We start from the raw sequence: 18560 nt of genomic DNA on the forward strand, positions 1-18560 counted from the left end.
CAAGGAAAATGAATGGAGGAATGAGCGCCATGAGGGCTGACCGGCAGCGCCGCTTCGGCGATCTTGCGGACGACATCGCCGCCCGCCTGCCCGATCGCGAGGGGCTGGTGTTCGGCACCAACCGCTACACGTTTGGCCAGATTGCGGTACGCATCGACGATGCGGCCCGGCGCCTGATCGCCGCCGGGGTCGGGCATGGCGAGCACGTCGCCCTGTGGCTCAATAACTGCGACGATTGGATGTTCATCTCGTTCGCAGTGCAGAAGATCGGCGCCGTGTTGGTGCCGATCAACACGCGGTTCCGCCCGCGCGACCTGTCCTACGTGCTGGGCCAATCCGACAGCCGGTTTCTGATCACGCATGATCATTCCGGCCCCGTGGATTATGCCGGCATGGTGCGCGAGGCGATCACCCTGCCCGCCTCGGGCCACGCCGTGCAGGATTCCCGCTTTCCGCTGCTGCGCTCGGTGATCCTGCTCGGCGAGGCGCCGCAACCGGGAACCCTGGATTGGCAGGCGCTTGCCGAGCCCGCGGGCCGAGTTTCCGCCGATCATCTGGCGGCGCGGGCCCGTGCGGTCGATCCGACCGCGACTGCCTTCATCATGTACACCTCGGGCACGACCGGCTTCCCCAAGGGCGTGGTGCGCAACCACGAGCTGATCCGCAACGTCGAGGAGCGCGCTCACCGGATGGCGATTACGTACAACGACACGATCCTCAACTACCTGCCGCTGTTCCATGCGCTCGCCCTGTCGGAGGCGGCCTGGATGTCGATGATCACCGGGGCGCGGCAGATCGTGACCCGCGGCTTCGATCCCGAGGAGAGCCTCGACCTGATCGATAAAGAACGCGCCACCATCATCCACGGCTTCGAGGCGCACGTGAAGGGTCTGAGCGAGGCGCAGGAGGCGCGCCCGCGCAACGTCTCCAGCCTGCGCACCGGCATCTTCGCCGCCGGCATGCTGAGCGCCACGCCCGTGGTGCGCCGCGGCATGAAGGCGCTGGCGCCGATCAGGAACGTTTCCGGCTACGGCATGACCGAGATCTGGCTCGGTGTGTCGCTGTCCTCGCTCGACGACGACGAGGTGCATCGCAGCGAGGCCTCGGGCTGGCCGGGGATCGGCTACGAGCTGCGCATCGTCGACGACGCCACCGGCGCACTTCTCGCGCCGGGCGTGGCCGGCGAATTGCAGGTGCGTGGCTGGGCGGTGATGAAGGAATACTACAAGAAGCCCGTCGAGACCGCCGCCTGCTTCACCGAGGATGGCTGGTTCCGCACTGGCGATGCGGCGATGTGGCTGCCGGACGGCCATCTCCGCTTCCTCGGCCGCTACAAGGACATGCTCAAGGTCGGCGGCGAGAACGTCGATCCGATGGAAACCGAGGGCCTGCTGCTGGAGCATCCCGCCGTCCAGCAGGTCGCCGTGGTTGGCCTGCCCGACGAGCGCCTGGGCGAGGTCGCCGTCGCCTATGTCGAACGCCGCCAGGGCCTGACGCTCGAAGCCGACGAGGTGCTGGGCCATTGCCGCGGCAAGATCGCGAGCTTCAAGCTGCCGCGGCACGTCGTCTTCGTCGAGGCCTTCCCGATGACCGAGTCGGGCAAGATCAGGAAGGCCGTGCTGCGCGAGGATGCGAAGAAGCGGTTCGTGAAACTCGAAGCTTGACACTCATTGCCGGGAGCGCGCCACTCCGTGGCGCTCATGGTCATCTGGCCCACTCATCATCATGAGCGAGCGGGACGCTCGCGGTCCAGAAGAACATGATATGAGCGCCATGGAGTGGCGCGCTCCCGGCAATGATCTTGATGCCTCGCAGGCCCGCCTATTTGACGGCACCCATGGTGAGGCCACGCACGATGTACTTCTGCACCATCAGGCTCAGCACCAGCTGCGGCAGCGCGGCGACGATGGTTGCGGCCGCCATCTGGCCCCACAGCACCTGCTCGTAGGAGATGAACTGGATGGCGCCCACCGTCACCGGAAAGGTCTGCCGGCCGGCCAGCATCAGCGGATAGTTGAAGGCGTTCCAGCAGAACATGAAGCCCAGGATCAGCGTGACCGCGATGCCCGGCATGCTGAGCGGCAGGATCACCCGGCTGAGCACACCGAACCAGGAGCAGCCGTCGATCTTGGCCGCCTCCTGGATCTCCGCCGGGATCTCCATGAAGAAGCTGCGCAACATCCAGATGGTGAAAGGCAGCGTGATCAGTTGGTAGGCGAGGATCAGCCCGACGTGCGTGTTGTACAGCCCGACGCGCTGATAGAGCAGATAGAGCGGGATGACGAAGGCGATGAAGGGCACGAAACGGAAGCTCATCAGGACGAAGGCAAAGCCGTCCTTGAGCGGAAAGCTGAAGCGCGCCAGCGCGTAGGCTGCGGGGATGCCGGTCAGGACCGACAGGGCCACCGCGCCGACGGAAATGATCATGCTGTTCAGGAAGAAGCGCGGGAAGTCCGGGCGCGTCGAGGAGTACTGGCCGCCCTGCTCGCCGATCACCAGCGCCGAATAGTTGTCGAATGTCGGCTCGAACAGGAATTTGGGCGGCACCGAGATGATGTCACCCGGGTTCTTCAGCGAGGTCAGCAGGATCCAGACGAAGGGAAAGACCGTCCACAACAGCAACAGCGCCGCCGCTCCCCAGATGGCGACCTGCTGGACCGACCGTTGCCACGATGCCGCGTGCGCTGCCATCAGGTGGTGCTCTCGGCGGCGCGGTTCCACAGCCGCATCAACAGATAGCTCACCAGAACGACCAGCAGCAGCAGCACGATCGCCTGCGCCATGCCCTTGCCCATCTGGTACCACTGAAAGGAATACTGATAGGCCATGATCTGCAGGTTGGTGGTGGCGTCGTTCGGCCCGCCCTGCGTGGTGGCGTAGATCACGTCGAAGATGCGCAGCGAATCCATCGTCCGGAACAGGACGGTGAGCACGATGAACGGACTCAACAGCGGCAGGGTGACGTAACGCAGCATGGCGACGGCCCCGGCGCCGTCGACCCGAGCTGCCTCGTAGGGCTCGGTCGGCAGGGCCTGCAGCCCGCCCAGCAGGATCAGGGCGACGAACGGCAGGTTGCCCCAGGTATCGATGATCAGGACCGAGACGACGGCACCTTGCGTCGAGCCGAACCAGTTGACCGGATCGACGCCGATGAACGACAGCATGTAGTTCAGGATGCCGGCGTTGGTCGACGCCATCATGATCTTCCACATCAACGCGGTGATCACCGGCGGCAGCATGAGCGGCAGCAGCAGCAGGGCGCGCAGCGCGCTGCGTCCGGGAACGCGGCCATGCAGGAACAGCGCCACCGCCAGCCCCAGACCGACCTGGATCACGACAGCCACCAGGGTGAAGCCGAGCGTGAACTCGAGGGCGCGCACGAACAGCGGCTCGCCCATCAGGTCGACGTAGTTGTCGAGCCAGACGAAGCGGAAGCGATTGGGATACTGCAGCCAGTAGCTGGTGAAGCTGTAATACAGGCCCAGGCCGAACGGGTAGATCATCCCGACCAGCAGGACCAGCGCCGGCGCCAGCAGCAGGTACGGCAGGAACCTCTCGCGCCGCCAATGGCGGCGCTGGCGCGGTGTCGTCACGGGCGGGTGCCGCTACTTGATGCCGGCTTCCTTGAGCACCTTGTCGACCTCGGCGCTCGCCTTCTTGAGCGCATCGGCCGCCGACATGCGCTGGAAATAGATCTCGTGCAGGGAGCGCGCCCAGATGTCGCCGGTGCGCGTGCGCTCGGACTGCGGCGTCCAGGCGACGCGCGCCGATTCGAGGTTCTTAGCCACCACCTTCAGATAGCTGCCGCCACCCCACGCGCCCATGATCTCCTGGACACGCGGGTCGTTCATGACCGACGCCCGCGCCGGATTGTAGTTGCGGAAGTTGACCGTGGCGTTGAGCAGGGTGCGCGGCGCCGTCGCCCATTCGATGAACAGCCAGGCCGCATCCTTGTTCCGGGTCGCCTTGTTGACGCCGAGCGCCCAGGTCCACAGGCCGGCATAGGGTTTGCCGCCCGGCCCGGACGGCAGCAGCGCGTAGCCGACCTTGCCGGCGACCTTCGACTTCTTGGGATCCTCGTAGTTGGCGGCGAAGAAATCGGCGTCGGCGATCATGCCGGCCTGCCCGGCGGTGAAGGCCTCCATCGCGTCGTACCACTGCATGTTGGCCCAGTTCGGCGGTCCGCTCTCGCGCACCATGGCGATCCAGGCCTCAGTGTACTTGACCGAGCGCGGGTCGTGGAAATTGGCGTTGAGCTTGTCGTCGAACTCGCTCCATTGGCCGTCCGTGTAGGCCTTGAGCCCGCTCATGAAGCCGGTGCCCATGCTGGCCACGCTCGGCGTGCCGCGGGCGACGAGGCCGGGAATGCCGGCATTCTTCTTCACCAGCCGCGCCGCCTCGGCCATCTCTTCCAGGGTCGTCGGGACCTTGATGTTGTACTGGTCAAAGATGTCCTTGCGGTAGGCCAGGATGTAGCTCTCCTCGAGCACCGGGATCGAGTAGAGCGGCCCCTCGCCGACGCCGCCGCCGGTCTTGCCGTTCCAGCGGTTGGCGGCGAGCAGCGCCGGATAGAAATCGTCGAGCTTGTACCAGGCCGGATCGGTCAGCTTGGTATTCTTGAGGAAGTCGTCGAGCGGCAGGATCCAGCCCGGCGTCACGTACTGCCAGTTGCGCACCGGGCCGGTCATGATGACGGAGAACTCGCCGCGCTGCTGCGACAGGTCGGCCACCAGCTTGGTGAAGTATTCCGCCTCGGGCAGGATCAGGTACTCGACATTGATGCCGGTCAGCTTGCGGAACTCGGGGATCAGCGGCAGCAGCGATTCGGTGAACGGGTGCTTGTTGAGCCCGATGGTCAGCGACTGACCGGCGGCCTGGCGCCAGTCGATCTTGGCCTGGCGGTAGTACTCGAGCGCAGCATCATCCTGTGCCGAGGCGATGGAACTGCCACCCGCCGCGATGGGCGCCGCAAGCAACGAGCCGGTGAACTGTCGACGCCGCATGCGCATGCCGCCCTCCCCCAAGGTCGCTTTACGAAATTTCTCGCGAGTCGCGCACAGGACTCATCGCGCGCCGCTTTCATCCCGTCAAACAGAATCGAATCCTGTAATACGGGACAGCATGAATATCGCCCATAGGACGATGGAGTCATGGCGGGGACCGCACCATTCCTGTGGCGCTCTTCTCGTTGATCACATGTCCCATGAGCGCCACGGGAGTGACACCCTCATAGGCGCAAACTAGCTACAAAGAGACCTCACCCTGAGGAGCGGCCCAGAGGGCCGCATCTCGAAGGGTCGGCAACAGAATGGGTGCGGCGACACCGATTCCCAGCGATCTCGTGCGTGGCCCATCCTTCGAGACGTCCGCTGCGCGGCCTCCTCAGGATGAGGATTTATGAGTGGCGCGCTCCCGGCCATGAGCCTGTTTACAGCTTCGCCGTCACCAGCTCGCTGTGATGGACGAGGATCTTGGCGAGCTCGCCGACCTGGTCTTTTTTCAACTGGCGCGCTGGCCCGCTGACGCTCATCCCGGCGATGACACGGCCCGCACGATCGCGGATCGGCGCGCCGACGCAGCGGATACCGGGCTGGTGCTCGCCCTCGTCTACGGCATAACCGCGGGCACGGATGAGCTTGAGCTCGGTCTTGAGCTTTCTTCCGTCGGTGATCGTCGTGTCAGTGAATCGCTTCAGCCCGTCGGCGATGATGGCGTCGATCTTCGCGACCGGCTGGAAGGCGAGGATTGCCTTGCCGGTGCTCGTGCAATGGATGGGTGCCGCCTCGATCAAGGTGAGCGGCGTTCCGCCTTCGGCCAGGACACGGTGGACGACGACCGCTTCGCGGCCATCGAACACAGCGAGGTTGACCAGGTGGCCGCTGATTCGACTCAAGGCATCGACGAACGGACGTGCCTCGCGATGCAGATCGAGATTGGCGAGGGCCGTGTTGCCGTACTCGAACAGCTTGATGCCGAGCCGATAGCGATCGCGATGTCCCTCCTGGTCGAGCAGCCCGGCATCACGCAGAGACGCCGCCAACCGGTGGGCTGTGCTGCGCGGCAAGCCGGTCGCGGCCGAGATTTCCGCCAGCGACATCGACCGGCGCGAGGTCGAGAAGGCATCGAGGATCGACACCATCTTGGCCAGCGACTTGACGGAGTCGTCCGAGCGGCGTCCGCTGCCGCGCTTGCTCTTCATCACATCCCCATCCCGTATGTCGGGACAGAATAGGATGGCCACGGAAGGCGCGACAGCTGCTCTTTTCTTGTCGTCCTGAGCGCAGCGAAGGACCTCATCGCCATCGGCCGCCAGCGCGCTTTGGGGCTCCTGGCGATGAGATCCTTCGCTGCGCTCAGGATGACATAGGGGGTGGCGCTCTCCGGGGCGACGACCGGACTGTTCAGGGCCTCATCCGCCGGAGTACGCTCGCGCAAAGCGAGAAGGCTTCGGGAGGAAAATTCATGCTGAAGAAGATCGCCGCGGTCCTTGCCGCGGTGCTGCTGGTGCCGTGCGTCGCCGCCGAGGCGCAGCCCTATCCGTCCAAACCGATCCGCTTCGTCATCCCGTTCGGCGCGGGATCGGCGACCGACGCACTGGCGCGCATCGCCGGCCAGGAGCTCGAGCAGACGCTCGGCCAGCCCGTCATCGTGGTGCCCAAGCCGGGAGCCGACGGCGCGCTCTCCGCGGGCGAGGTCAAACGCGCGCCGCCTGACGGCTATACGTTCCTGTTCGGCACCAATAGCCCGTTGGCCGTCGTCCCGAACCTGCAGAAGGATCCGCCTTACGACGTGATGGCCGACTTTACGCCGGTCACCTACCTGGGCGACAACACGTTTTTCATCGTCGTCCACCCCTCGCTGCCGGTGAACACGCTCGGCGAGCTGATTGCCTATGCCAAGGCCAGCCCCAAGCCGGTCGACTACGCCACGGGTAACACCTATGCCTTCGTCTCGATGGCTATGCTGGCCGCCAACAACCGCATCAAGCTCGAAGCGATCCGCTACAAGTCGGAGCCCGATGCGATGGCTGACCTGCTGTCGGGCCGGGTGCCGTTGATGAACAGCACCTCGACATCGTCGCTGGCGCACATCAAGGCGGGCAAGCTCAGGGCGCTGTCGACGGCGTTCGACGAACGCAGCCCCCTGCTGCCCGAGGTGCCCTCGATCATCGAAGCAGGCCAGGCAAAATTCCCGATCGGTCCGTGGTTCGCCTTGGTCGGGCCGGCCGGACTGCCGCCGGAGGTCGTCGCCACCATGAACAAGGCGATGGCCGCCGCGCTCGCCAAGCCATCGGTCAAGGAGCAGATGCAGCGTCACGGATTCATACCGAAATCGTCGACGCCGGAGGCGCTCGCCGCCTACATGAAGGATCAGCTCGCTGTCTGGAAGGTGGCCCTCAAGGACGCCGGCATTGAGCCGCAGTGAGGCGGGACCGAACGGACAGCCGAATCTTCATCGACCTGCAACCAAAGCCAGGGCCACGGCTTTTATCGGAATCATCAGAGGAGCGTTCCGATGCCCTACCTGGATCTGGCTCCGGCGATCACCGCCATCCGTTCCCGCCCGGAAGAGTTCGAGTTCTCCAACGATACGCTGCACCACCGGCCGAGCCGGCATCATTTCCGGTTCATCAACGAGGAGGAGGTGCGGATCGACGCGGTGTGCGACTGCTCCCTCCTGCGGGCCACGCCCGAGCAGACGCGGAAATTCCACGCGGCTTACAGCGAGTGGCGAACCTCCTACTGGCGCCCCATAGAGGTCAATCGGGAGTTCGCCCGGCACTTCGACGCGCCGCTGTGGCGGCGGTTCGCCATCTGGCTGCTGCGGCGGCTGGTATCGCTGCCGTCGGAGCGCCGGCATGCCCACGCGGCGCACGACAGCAAGCAGGCCGTCGCAACCTAGGACGCCCTGCCCTCACTCCGTATCGCTGCCGCGTCGTCAGTAGCTCGGCTTGCTCGGAAACGGCGTCAGCTGAAGCTCGTGCGTCCAGCACGAGCGATCCTGGGTGTGCAGGTAGTAGAAAGCGTCGGCGATCTTCTCCGGATTGATCACCAGGTCGGGGTTCTGGCGGACCCGCGGCAGGGCGCGGGTGCCGGGCGAGTCGATGGTGCCGTCGATCACCACATTCGCGACGTGGATGCCGTGCTCGGAATATTCCTCGGTGAGCACCTGCGCCAGCGTGCGCATCATCACCCGCGGATAGTAAAGCGACTGGCCGGTCATGCGCTTGCGGCCGCGCAGCGAGCTTGCGTTGTTGGAGAACAGGAACGAGCCCTCACCGCGCTTGCGCATGGCGGGCAGAACTTCCTTGGCCACCAGGAACGGGCCGCGGCTTGCGATGTGATGGGCGGTATCGAACATTTCCACGGGGATGTGCTCGAGCAGCTCTTTCTCCGGCGGCAGGTCGCGACCCTCGAGATAGCCCGCGTTATAGACCACGACCTGGGGCTCTCCGGCCTGGTTGCGAACCGTGGCGAAGGCCGCAGAGATGGATTCCTGGCGAGAGACGTCGAGCTCGACGATCATGCCGTCGCCGCCCTGGTCGTGGATCGCCTTCTCGAGGCCGGCAGCATTGGCGGCGGCGCGCGTCGTCAGGACGACGAAAAATCCCTCGCGGGCGAACTTCTGGGCGATGGCGCCGCCCACGCCCCAGCGCACGCCCACCGGCAGGTCGCTGTCGTCGACGGCCTTGCCATGCACCAGCCTGGTGTTGCGACCGTCCGACTGCCATTTCGACGTGGCGCCGATCACCACCGCCACCGGCTTGCCCTTGGTGTTCTTCCCGACTTTCTCGGCCATGCGAGCTTTCCTCCTTCTCGATGGCCTCGATCATATCCACAAAGCGGCCTGTGACGCTCTCTTCATTCTCTTCGCGAGCAAAGCTGCTCGCGGCGAGCGCATCCTTCATGTGCCGCCCCCGTCATCGGGCAGGGCATTCGCATATGGACGCTCTCTCATTCTCCTCCCCAGCTTCGCTGGGGAGGTGTCGCCGTCTTGAGGCGACGGAGGGGTCATGAGCAGCGAGACTGCGGCCCATGACCCTTCCGCCCCCGATTACGGGGGCACCTCCCCAGCGAAGCTGGGGAGGAGAGAGGAGTCAGTCGAACAGCGTCGCCAGACGCTGCTTTATCTGGTCGGCGACGTAGAGCGCCAGGGCCTGGATGGTGGAGGTCGGATTCACCCCTCCCGAGGTCACCCAGATGCTGCCGTCGACGATGAACAAGTTCTTTACGTCGTGGCTGCGGCCCCAGTCATTGACGACCGAGCGCTCGGGATCGGTCCCCATGCGGGCCGTGCCCAGGAGATGACCGGGGTAGTTCAGCGCAGTGCGCGAGCAATAGAGCCGGCTGGCGCCGGCCTCGGTCAGGATCTCCTCGGCGCGGGCGATGCCGTGCTCCATCATGCGCTCAGTGTTCTCGCTGATCGTGTAGTCGATGCGCGGCGCAGGGATGCCGTTGCTGTCCTTGAGCACGGGATCGAGGGTGACCCGGTTGTGCTCCTCGGGCAGGTCTTCGCAGGCGACGCCGATATTGAGCCGCCGGTCAAGCAGCTCGCGGTAGATGCGATGGTGATCGTGGCCCCACGGCAGATGACCCACCCCGGCGGCAACCATCGCCAGATTGGCCGGACCGGCGTTGCGGCCGAACTGCAGCGTGTAGCCGCGCACGAAATCGCGCGCCGGATCGGTCTCATAGAACTGCTTGCTCCACATACAGGTGATGGGACCACGTCCGCCGTCGAGCCGCTCGTCATCGACATAGCCCGAGACGATCGGCCAAGGGTGCAGCATCAGGTTCTTGCCGACCAGTCCGGAGGAGTTGGCGAGCCCGTTGGGAAATCGTCCCGACGCCGAGTTGAGCAGCAGGCGCGGCGTGCCGACACCGTTGCAGGCCACGATGACGACCTCGGCCGGCTGGAAGCATTCCTTACCCTGAGCGTCGTAGTAGATCGCACCCGACGCCATGCCATCCGGGCCGACAGTGATCTCGCGCACCCGGCAGCGCGTGCGCAGCTCGACGCCGGCGCGCAGCGCCAGTGGCCAATATGTGATGTCGGTACTCGCCTTGGCGCCCTGTGCGCAACCCGGCGTGCAGTGGCCGAGATTGATGCAAGGCGCGCGGCCTTCGTAGGTCGTGGTGGCGATCGTGGTGTCGGACGGCCACCAGTGCCAGCCCAGGCGGTTCATCGCCCGGGCGTAGCGCATGCCGGTCTTGCCGAGCGGGATCGGCGGCATCGGTGGATGGCGCGGCGGCACGCCGGGATCGCCGGCCAAGCCGGAGACGCCCATCATGCGATCGTTCTCCTCGTAGAATCGCTCGAGCGTCCAGTAATCGATCGGCCAGTCGTCGGCCACGCCGTCGAGCGACTTTGTGCGAAAGTCCGAAGGGTGCATGCGCGGCCAGTGCGCCGTGTAGATGATCGTGCCGCCACCGACGCCGTTGAAATTGGCGATCTTCATCAACGAATTGTCGTCGTTGATCGGATAGTCGGTGTCGCGGCCGCGCCGGTTCGGGCTGATGTCGAAATCGCCGTAGCGCCGCGCCTCCCAGTCGCGCCCGTTGGTCGGGAAGTCGGTCGACTTCATCCAGTCGCCCTGCTCGAGGCAGAGGATGCGCATCTTCGTTTCGGCGAGGCTCCACGCCGCCGCGGCGCCCGAGGCGCCCGAGCCGATGATCAGGACATCGACCCGCTCCTGTTCCGCCATCTCAGCGCTCCCCTGACAGCTCGGCGCGATCATCGCGCCACAACGGGGCACGCCCGCGCACCGGGTCGAGCAGCGACCAGTCGCCCTGCTCCAGGATGTAGCCTTTCGGGAAGGGTGGCCGCGCTTCCAGTCCCAGCGCCACCAGAACGCGATCGTCGCGGTAGTAGGCGCCGAGCACCAGGCGACCCAGCATCACGGCGGCCGCGCCGCCGCTCTTGTACCAGTCGTTGACCAGCGCCTCGCGCCGATCCTGGTCCAGGCCGGTGAACGCGCCGTCCGCCTTGCGCGCGATTGCGGCCAGGGCCTCGCGGATCAGCGGCAGGTCGCGCCCGATCGATTTCTCCATATCGGCCAGGATGGCGGGATCGTCGGCGCCGGGTATGCCGAGCGTGGCGTCCGCCGGCACCATCGTGCCGGCGATAACGGCGAGGTCTTGCCGGTCGGCGACGCTCAGTGCGCTATCTTTGATGCTGTTCATTGGGTCTCGAGCGGGTTGCAATTACTTCGGACGCTCGTGGTGCGCGGCGATCATGTGGGCCACCGCCATCGTCACGCGCTTGCCGGTCGGGATGTGCAGGAACTCGTTGGGACCGTGCGCATTGGAATGGGGCCCGAGCACGCCGGTGATGACGAACTGGGTGTCCGGAAACTTCTCGCCCAGCATGCCCATGAAGGGGATCGAGCCGCCTTCGCCCATATAGGCTGCGGTCTTGCCGAAGGCGTCCTGCGAGGCCTGGCCCACGGCCTTGGCAAGCCATGGCGCCAGCGGCGGCGCGTGCCAACCGCTCGACCCACCCTCGGCGCGGAAGGCCACTTCCGCACCGTAGGGCGGGTCGGCCTCGAGCGCCCGCTTGATTGCCTGCTCGGCACCGTGGCCGTCGAGGGTCGGCGGAGTGCGGATACTCAGCTTGGCCGTCGAATAGGGCAGCAGCACGTTGCCGGCATCGCCCGGAACCGGATAGCCGTCCATCGCCACCACGGCGAGTTGCGGCCGCCAGGTGCGATTCAGCACCAGCTCGCCGCGATCACTCGCCATCGGCCGCGTCGCGCCGGCGAAGGGGTAGCTCGCATAGACCGCGTCGCCCAGGATCTCGGCCGCCGCCTTGGCCTGCTCGATGCGCTGCGGCGGGATCTGGACGTAGAGCTCGTCGAGCTTGATCGCGCCCGTCGCCTCGTCTTCGATTCTCGACAGCAACCCGCGCAGCAGGCGAAACGACGACGGGACGATGCCGGACGCGCTGCCCGAGTGCACGCCCTCGGTCAGCACGCGCACGGTGAGCGTCCCGCCCGCAATGCCGCGCAACGACGTGGTGAGCCACAGCCGCTCGTAATCGCCGCAGCCGGAGTCGAGGCAGACGACCAGCGACGGGCTGCCGATGCGACCGATCAGATGGTCGACATAGTACGGCAGGTCGTAGCTGCCCGATTCCTCGCACGCCTCGATCATGATGACGCAGCGGGCGCGCGGCACGTTCTGCTCGCGCAAGGCGTGGAGGGCGGCGAAGCAGCCATACATCGCATAGCCGTCGTCGGCGCCGCCGCGGCCATAGAGCTTGTCGTCCTTGATGACCGGAATCCACGGCCCCAGCCCCTCCGCCCAACCCTTCATCTCGGGCTGCTTGTCGAGATGGCCGTAGAGCAGCACGGTATCACCACTGTCGCCCGGCACGTCGAAGAAGATCAGCGGGGTGCGTCCGGGCAGGCGGACGACCTCCAGGGTGGCGCCGGAAAACGCCGCGAGCTCGCGCCGGGCCCACGTCTCCATCAGCGTGACGGCGTCTTCCATGTAGCCGTGCTCGACCCATTGCGGATCGTAGGCCGGCGACTTGTTGGGGATGCGGATGTACTCGACGAGGGACGGCACGATCGCATCGTCCCAGAACGTATCGACGAAGGTCTTCAGGCGGTTGGTGTCCATGGCGCCATGTTAGGACAAGGCAAAGGTCTCTCGCTACGCTCTCTCATGGCCCCCCCCGCGAAGCTGGGAGGGGCAGGAACGGCGTTGCGCGGCCGGCGTTGGCCGTTCACGCTCCATCCCGCACATTTCGAGGGGAGGATCGCCCAATGAAATTCGGCGCGTCGATGTTCTTCACCGACTATTCGATGGGACCGGCCGAGCTCGCCGTCGCGCTGGAGCAGCGCGGCTTCGACATCGTCTGGGCGCCCGAGCATTCGCACATTCCGGTGTCACGCAAGACGGGCTTCATCCTCGGCGGCGATCTGCCCAAGCGCTACTACGACGTCATGGACCCGTTCGTGACCCTGACCGCCGCGGCGATGGCGACGAAGACGCTCAAGGTCGGGACCGGCGTCTGCCTGGTGGCACAGCGCGATCCCATCCAGACCGCCAAGCTGGTCGCCTCGCTCGACCAGGTCTCGGGCGGGCGTTTCGTGTTCGGCGTCGGCAACGGCTGGAATCAGGACGAGATGGAGAATCACGGCACCGCCTACGCTACCCGCCACAAGCGGGCGCGCGAGAACATCGAGGCGATGAAGGCGATCTGGACGAAATCGAAGGCCGAGTATCACGGCGAGTTCGTCAAGTTCGACCCGATGATGACGTGGCCAAAGCCGGTGCAGAAGCCGCATCCGCCGATCCTGGTCGGCGGCGCCTTCCCCTATTCGGCACGCCGCGCCGTGCGCTACGGCGACGGCTGGATGCCGCAGATCACGGACAAGAGTCCGACGCCGCTGATCGAGCTTATTCCCAAGTTTCGCCAGATGTGCGCCGAGGCCGACCGGGATCCCGACAAGATGGACATTTCGATCGGCGGCCAGCAGCCCGATGCCGATCTGGTGAAGCGCTATCGCGACGCCGGCGTCAGCCGCGTCTCCGCCAGCCTGCCGTCGGAGACGGCCGACACGATCCTGCCGGTGCTCGACAAGTGGGTCGCCGTGATGCGTGCGGTCGGCGGCTAGAGGCGGCCAGCAATCGGAACGGTGCCGCCGACCGATGCGTAGCGATCGGTGAACTCGGCGTCGGCCTGGAAGCATAGCGATTAGCTGCCGCGGTCACTTGCCGAGATCCTTCAGGATCTCGCGCGCAGCATTGTGGCCCGGAACGCCGCCTACCCCGCCGCCGGGATGGGCAGACGATCCGCACTGATAGAGACCTTTCAGCGGGCTGCGATAGTCCGCCCAATGCGGCGCCGGCCGGGCGAAGAACAGCTGATCGATGTTGAGCTCGCCATGGAAGATGTGGCCGTGCGGCGAGCCGATCTTCGCCTCGATATCCGGAGGCGTCAGCACCTGCATGCCGATGATGCCGTCGGAAAAGCCGGGCGCGTGCTCGTCCATCACCCGCAGCACGTTCTTGACGAAATCGGGCTTGCGCGTCTCCCAACCACCCTCCTTCAGCGTATACGGCGCGTGGCCGCCGAACAGATGGACGACATGCTTGCCGGACGGCGCGATGGTGTCGTCGACGAAGCTCGGCGCCACCGGCGTGATGAACGGATCGCGAGACCAGTCGCCCCATTTGGCGTCGTCATAGGCGCGCTCGAGATACTCGATCGTCGGCCCGATATGGGTGTAGGTCGGATAGGGAAAACCGCATACCGCAGCATCGAAGGCGCGGTATTGCGGCAGCCTCTCGCAGGCGATGTTGACCTTGAAGGCGGTCGAGAAGGTCCGATAGGTCCTGACGTCGCGCACGAGCTCGGCAGGCAGCACGCTCTCGGGAAGGAATTTCAGGAAAGTCAGCTTGGCGCTGACATTGCTCGCCACAATTCCGGCGTCGATCCTCGTGCCGTCTTCCAGCGTGACCCCGGTCGCCCGCCCGCCCGCCGTATCGATCGACGCGACGGCGGCGTTGGTGCGGATCTCCAGCCCCTTGCCGCGGCCGTATGCGGCGATCGCCTGGGTGATCGTACCCATGCCGCCGCGAACGAAGCCCCAACCGCCAGCGCCGGCATGCTCGCCCATGACATGGTGCATAATGACGTAGGCGGAGCCAGGGGAGCGCGGCCCGGCGAAAGTACCGATGCCGGAGTAATAAGCGAGCGCTGCCTTGACATGCGTGCTCGCGAACCATTCCGAGAGGTAGTCATCGGCGCTCATCGTCACGAGATCGATGAGGCGGAAAAGCTTGCCGCCGATCCTGCGGTACTGCCACAGGAGCTGCGCCGTCTGCCTGAAGGCGCGCCAGTCGCGGCAGCTCGGATCGGGCGGCGTCTCGAGCAGGAGTTTGCGGACAATCTGCGCCGCTTCCATCAGGTAACGGTCGAATTCGGGATAGATCGCCGCGTCCTTTTCGGAGAAGCGCGCGAAGCTCGCTTGCGTCTTCGCCATTGAGTCGCTGAAGACGAGGTGATCGCCGCCCGGCAACGACGAGAACATGTCCGAAGCCGGCAGCACCTCGAAGCCGTGCTTGCGCAACTCGAGATCGGCGATGACCCTGGGATGCAGCAGGCTCATGAGGTAGCTGAAGACGGAAAACTTGAAGCCCGGGACGACTTCCTCCGTCACCGCCGCGCCACCGATCACGTCGCGACGTTCGAGCACGAGAGCCCTGAGGCCGGCGCGGGCGAGATAGGCGCCACAGGTCAGGCCATTGTGCCCGCCGCCGATGATCACTGCGTCGTAACGTTCCGCCACCCTGCCCTCGACGAAGTCCGTGTCGGCGCAGGCTGGATGAAACGGAGCGCCGTTTCAACGGCTGAAGACGCCAGTGACGAGAGCAGAATGAAGTGCGTCCGATCGCCTGGCTTGACTCAAACCCTGAACTATTGTTCATTTCTTGGGAATGAACTCCGGTTCAATTCTTGACGGAGCGGACGTGGTCTATCGGCAGACCGAAAGCGCGACGCGGCGTCTAGCCGACAAGCGGGCGCGCATCCTGGCGGCGGCGCGCGCGCTCGTCGCCGACGGTGGCTGGCAGGCTGCCCAGGTCGACGCCGTCGCGACCACGGCCGGCGTCGCGACGGGCACGGTCTATCGCCACTGGTCGTCGAAGGCAGAGCTCTGCGCCGAGATCGTGGCCAGCGTCTCGGCACGCGAGGTCGGGATCGTCCAGTCGGTTGCCGAAGCCGACGGCTCGCCGGCGGAACGGCTCGAGGCGGCGATCCGCACCTTTGCCGGCCGCGCCCTGCGCGGGCGTCGACTGGCCTACGCGATGATCGCCGAGCCGGTCGATCCGGAGGTCGAGACGGTGCGTCTCGATTATCGCGCCCAGCTGGCGCGCTGCTTCGAGCGCGTCCTGCGCCACGGCATCATGCGCGGCGCCTTCCCGCGGCTCGATCCCGCCGTCGCCGCGGCCTGCATCGTCGGCGCGTTCATGGAGGCGCTGGTCGGACCGCTGGCGCCGTCCAAGGGCACCGGCGCGCGCGCCGACCGCCATCTCATCGACCAGATCACCCAGTTCTGCCTGCGCGCCGCGAAGGTCAAGACATGACGACGTCCACAACGGCAACCGATCCGTTCGACCGCCTGCCGCCACTGCCGGCCGACGGCTATGCCACGCACGAGGTGACGAACCAGGCGACGCCCTTCGCCAGGCACAACGCCTTCACCGGCGACCGCCTGCTGGGCGAGATCACGGCACGGGAGAAGCTCGGCTGGGCGCGCAAGCTGCTCGCCGAAGCCGGTGCGGTGGTGGCAAGCGAGCGCGTCGCCGAGCTGGCGCGCAACGCCAACCGATACACGCCAGAGCTGCGCAGCCACGATCGCTTCGGTCATCGCCTCGACGAGATCGTCTTCCATCCCGCATGGCACGAGCTGATGACGCTGGCAGTCGGCCACGGCACACACGCCCTCGCCTGGACCGCCCGCCAGCCCGGCGCGCACATCGCGCGCGGCGTGCTCTCCTATCTATGGAACCAAGGCGAGAGCGGCATCTGCTGCCCGCTCGGCATGACCTACTCGGCAGTGCCGGCGCTGCGCCTGCAGCCCGACCTCGCCGCGGTCTGGGAGCCGTTCATCCTCTCGCAGCGCTACGATCCGGCAGCAGCGCCGATGCAGCGCAAGACCGGCGGCACGGTGGGCATGACTCTCACCGAGAAGCAGGCGGGATCGGACCTGCGCGCGACGCAGACGACGGCGCGGCCCGCCTCGGCGCGACGCGGACCGGGCGCGGCCTATCTGATCGATGGCCACAAATGGTTCTTCTCGGTGCCGCACAGCGACGTCTTCGTCACGTTGGCCCGCACCGACCGTGGCCTCTCCTGCTTCCTGCTGCCGGGCTGGCTGCCCGACGGCACGCGCAACCGCCTGCTGATCCAGCGCCTCAAGGACAAGTGCGGCAACCGCTCGAACGCCTCGGGCGAGATCGAGTATCGCGGCGCACTTGCCTGGCTGGTCGGCGAGGAAGGCCAGGGCATCAAGGCGGCGCTCGCCATGACGCACCTGACGCGACTCGACTTCGCCATCGGGTCGGCCGGGCTGATGCGGCGCGCCGTGTCAGAAGCAATTCATCACGTGACGACACGCCGCGCCTTCCAGCGCCGGCTGCTCGATCAGCCGCTGATGGAGAACGTGGTTGCCGACCTCGCCCTCGAGGTCGAGGCCGCAACCTTGCTCGCCTTCCGGTTGGCGTGCGCTGTCGACGGTGAAGCCGCGGGAGATGCAGCGGCGGCCTTGCTGGTGCGTCTCGGCACGCCGGTTGCCAAGTACTGGAACTGCAAGCGCGTGGTCGGCGTCGTGCACGAAGCCCTGGAATGCCACGGCGGCAATGGCTTCATCGAGGACGGGCCGATGGCGCGACTGTACCGCGAGGCGCCGCTCAACGGCATCTGGGAGGGCAGCGGCAACATCATCGCCCTCGACGTCGTGCGCGCCCTTGCGCGCACGCCTGAGACCGCCGGGGCCTTTCTCGACGAGGTGCGTCGCGCCCGCGGCGGCGACCGCAAGCTCGATGACATGATCAGGCGGCTCGAGACCGAGCTCGCCGCCCCGGGAGAGCACGAGGCGCGGGCGCGGCGCCTCGCCGAGCGCCTGGCGCTCTGCCTGCAGGCGAGCCTGGTCGTGCAGCACTCGCCTTCGGCGGTCGCGGACGCCTTCTGCGCCACCCGCCTGGCGGGCGACGGAGGTGTCGCCTTCGGCTGCCTGCCCGGCGGCCTCGATCGGCGCGCCATCGTCGAGCGCGCCCGCATAGAGAGCGACGCCGATGCGTGACTTCGCCGGCAAGGTCGTCCTGGTGACCGGCGGCGCGACCGGCATCGGACGCGCCGCCGCCCTTGCCTTCGCCCGCCGCGGCGCCGAGGTCGTGATCGCCGGCCGCCGGCAGAGCGAAGGCGGCAAGGCCGTCGCGGCCCTCGCCGAGAGCGGCGGGTGCGGCCGCTTCATCGCCACCGACGTCACCCGGCCCGACGACCTCGCCGAGCTGCATCGCCTTGTCATCGCCGAGCACGGCCGGCTCGACGTCGCCTTCAACAACGCCGGTTACCAGGAGCCGCGCGCGCCGCTGGCCGAGCAGGATGCCGCGCTCTACGACCGCGTCTTCGACACCAATGTCCGCTCGGTCTATCTCTGCCTGCAGCACCAAGTCCGGCACATGACGGCGCATGGCGGCGGTGCGATCGTCGTCAACGCCTCAGTGAGTGGCCTGCGCAATCCCAATCCCGGTCTGGCGCTCTACTCGGCGTCGAAAGCCGCGGTGATCTCGCTCACCCGCTCGGCCGCCATGGAGTACGCGGAGAAGGGCGTGCGCATCAACGCGGTGGCGCCGGGCCGCGTCGTAACCGACATGATGCTGGCCTCCAAGATCATGGACATGTCGGCCGTCGCCGCCGGCCTGCCGCTGCGCCGCATGGGCCGGCCCGAGGAGGTCGCCGAAGCGGTGGTATGGCTGGCCTCGGATGCCGCCTCCTTCGTCGTCGGCCATGTGCTCAACACAGACGGCGGCTTCATGGCGCTGTGA

16 protein-coding genes are annotated in these 18560 nt (G+C 66.5%); 7 read left to right on the plus strand and 9 right to left on the minus strand.

All coding sequences use genetic code 11. The features are described from left to right. The first annotated feature begins 29 nt into the window (after window positions 1-29). Window positions 30-1664 (plus strand): AMP-binding protein, encoded by a 1635-nt coding sequence (locus tag ACILR9_RS01425; RefSeq protein ID WP_395708089.1) that lies wholly within the window; start codon window positions 30-32, stop codon window positions 1662-1664. A 157-nt stretch (window positions 1665-1821) separates the two neighbouring features. On the opposite strand, the gene ACILR9_RS01430 is transcribed toward ACILR9_RS01425, so the two are convergent. The 4 genes from ACILR9_RS01430 to ACILR9_RS01445 form a co-directional block, all read right to left on the minus strand. Further along, window positions 1822-2691, minus strand: a complete 870-nt coding sequence (locus tag ACILR9_RS01430; RefSeq protein ID WP_395708090.1) for a carbohydrate ABC transporter permease — start codon at window positions 2689-2691, stop codon at window positions 1822-1824. Continuing rightward, the gene (locus tag ACILR9_RS01435; protein ID WP_395708091.1) at window positions 2691-3593 is read right to left on the minus strand and encodes a carbohydrate ABC transporter permease; all 903 of its coding nucleotides are present in this window, start codon (window positions 3591-3593) and stop codon (window positions 2691-2693) included. The genes ACILR9_RS01430 and ACILR9_RS01435 overlap by 1 nt, the downstream gene beginning before the upstream one ends. A gap of 12 nt (window positions 3594-3605) precedes the next feature. After that, a complete protein-coding gene (locus ACILR9_RS01440; protein WP_395708092.1) occupies window positions 3606-5009 on the minus strand; it encodes an ABC transporter substrate-binding protein in 1404 nt (467 codons plus the stop codon). Between the two features lie 419 nt (window positions 5010-5428). Beyond that, window positions 5429-6199 carry an IclR family transcriptional regulator gene (locus ACILR9_RS01445; RefSeq protein ID WP_395708093.1) on the minus strand — a complete coding sequence of 257 codons (771 nt, stop codon included), beginning with the start codon at window positions 6197-6199 and terminating at the stop codon, window positions 5429-5431. A 263-nt stretch (window positions 6200-6462) separates the two neighbouring features. On the opposite strand from ACILR9_RS01445, the gene ACILR9_RS01450 reads away from it, so the two are divergent. Together ACILR9_RS01450 and ACILR9_RS01455 are read left to right on the plus strand one after the other, a co-directional pair. Continuing rightward, the gene (locus ACILR9_RS01450; protein WP_395708094.1) at window positions 6463-7425 is read left to right on the plus strand and encodes a Bug family tripartite tricarboxylate transporter substrate binding protein; all 963 of its coding nucleotides are present in this window, start codon (window positions 6463-6465) and stop codon (window positions 7423-7425) included. Between the two features lie 90 nt (window positions 7426-7515). Further along, window positions 7516-7902, plus strand: coding sequence for a hypothetical protein (locus ACILR9_RS01455; RefSeq protein WP_395708095.1), 387 nt, complete (start codon window positions 7516-7518; stop codon window positions 7900-7902). 36 nt (window positions 7903-7938) lie between these two features. Here the strand turns inward: ACILR9_RS01455 and ACILR9_RS01460 are convergent, their stop codons facing one another. The 4 genes from ACILR9_RS01460 to ACILR9_RS01475 all read right to left on the minus strand — a co-directional run bounded on the left by ACILR9_RS01460 (window position 7939) and on the right by ACILR9_RS01475 (window position 12623). Continuing rightward, on the minus strand, window positions 7939-8799 hold the full coding sequence (locus ACILR9_RS01460; RefSeq protein WP_395708096.1) for an SDR family oxidoreductase: 861 nt from the start codon (window positions 8797-8799) through the stop codon (window positions 7939-7941). A 298-nt stretch (window positions 8800-9097) separates the two neighbouring features. Beyond that, window positions 9098-10705: a GMC family oxidoreductase gene (locus tag ACILR9_RS01465; protein ID WP_395708097.1), complete on the minus strand. Its 1608-nt coding sequence runs from the start codon at window positions 10703-10705 to the stop codon at window positions 9098-9100. Between the two features lies 1 nt (window position 10706). Beyond that, window positions 10707-11183 carry a hypothetical protein gene (locus ACILR9_RS01470; protein ID WP_395708098.1) on the minus strand — a complete coding sequence of 159 codons (477 nt, stop codon included), beginning with the start codon at window positions 11181-11183 and terminating at the stop codon, window positions 10707-10709. 21 nt (window positions 11184-11204) lie between these two features. Beyond that, window positions 11205-12623: a M20 family metallopeptidase gene (locus tag ACILR9_RS01475; RefSeq protein ID WP_395708099.1), complete on the minus strand. Its 1419-nt coding sequence runs from the start codon at window positions 12621-12623 to the stop codon at window positions 11205-11207. A 146-nt stretch (window positions 12624-12769) separates the two neighbouring features. On the opposite strand from ACILR9_RS01475, the gene ACILR9_RS01480 reads away from it, so the two are divergent. Then, window positions 12770-13624 (plus strand): LLM class F420-dependent oxidoreductase, encoded by an 855-nt coding sequence (locus ACILR9_RS01480; RefSeq protein ID WP_395708100.1) that lies wholly within the window; start codon window positions 12770-12772, stop codon window positions 13622-13624. 93 nt (window positions 13625-13717) lie between these two features. Here ACILR9_RS01480 and ACILR9_RS01485 read toward each other — a convergent pair whose 3' ends face one another. Continuing rightward, entirely contained in the window at window positions 13718-15301 is a 1584-nt protein-coding gene (locus tag ACILR9_RS01485) for a phytoene desaturase family protein (protein WP_395708101.1), read from the minus strand. Between the two features lie 181 nt (window positions 15302-15482). Between ACILR9_RS01485 and ACILR9_RS01490 the strand changes: the two genes are divergently transcribed. Genes ACILR9_RS01490 through ACILR9_RS01500 form a run of 3 tightly spaced genes read left to right on the plus strand, consistent with a single transcriptional unit; the run spans window position 15483 to window position 18560 of the window. After that, the gene (locus tag ACILR9_RS01490) at window positions 15483-16097 is read left to right on the plus strand and encodes a TetR/AcrR family transcriptional regulator (RefSeq protein ID WP_395708102.1); all 615 of its coding nucleotides are present in this window, start codon (window positions 15483-15485) and stop codon (window positions 16095-16097) included. Beyond that, window positions 16094-17815: an acyl-CoA dehydrogenase family protein gene (locus tag ACILR9_RS01495; RefSeq protein ID WP_395708103.1), complete on the plus strand. Its 1722-nt coding sequence runs from the start codon at window positions 16094-16096 to the stop codon at window positions 17813-17815. The genes ACILR9_RS01490 and ACILR9_RS01495 overlap by 4 nt, the downstream gene beginning before the upstream one ends. After that, window positions 17808-18560 (plus strand): glucose 1-dehydrogenase, encoded by a 753-nt coding sequence (locus ACILR9_RS01500; protein WP_395708104.1) that lies wholly within the window; start codon window positions 17808-17810, stop codon window positions 18558-18560. The genes ACILR9_RS01495 and ACILR9_RS01500 overlap by 8 nt, the downstream gene beginning before the upstream one ends.

This window comes from Reyranella sp. (assembly GCF_044224635.1).
GTDB lineage: Bacteria > Pseudomonadota > Alphaproteobacteria > Reyranellales > Reyranellaceae > Reyranella.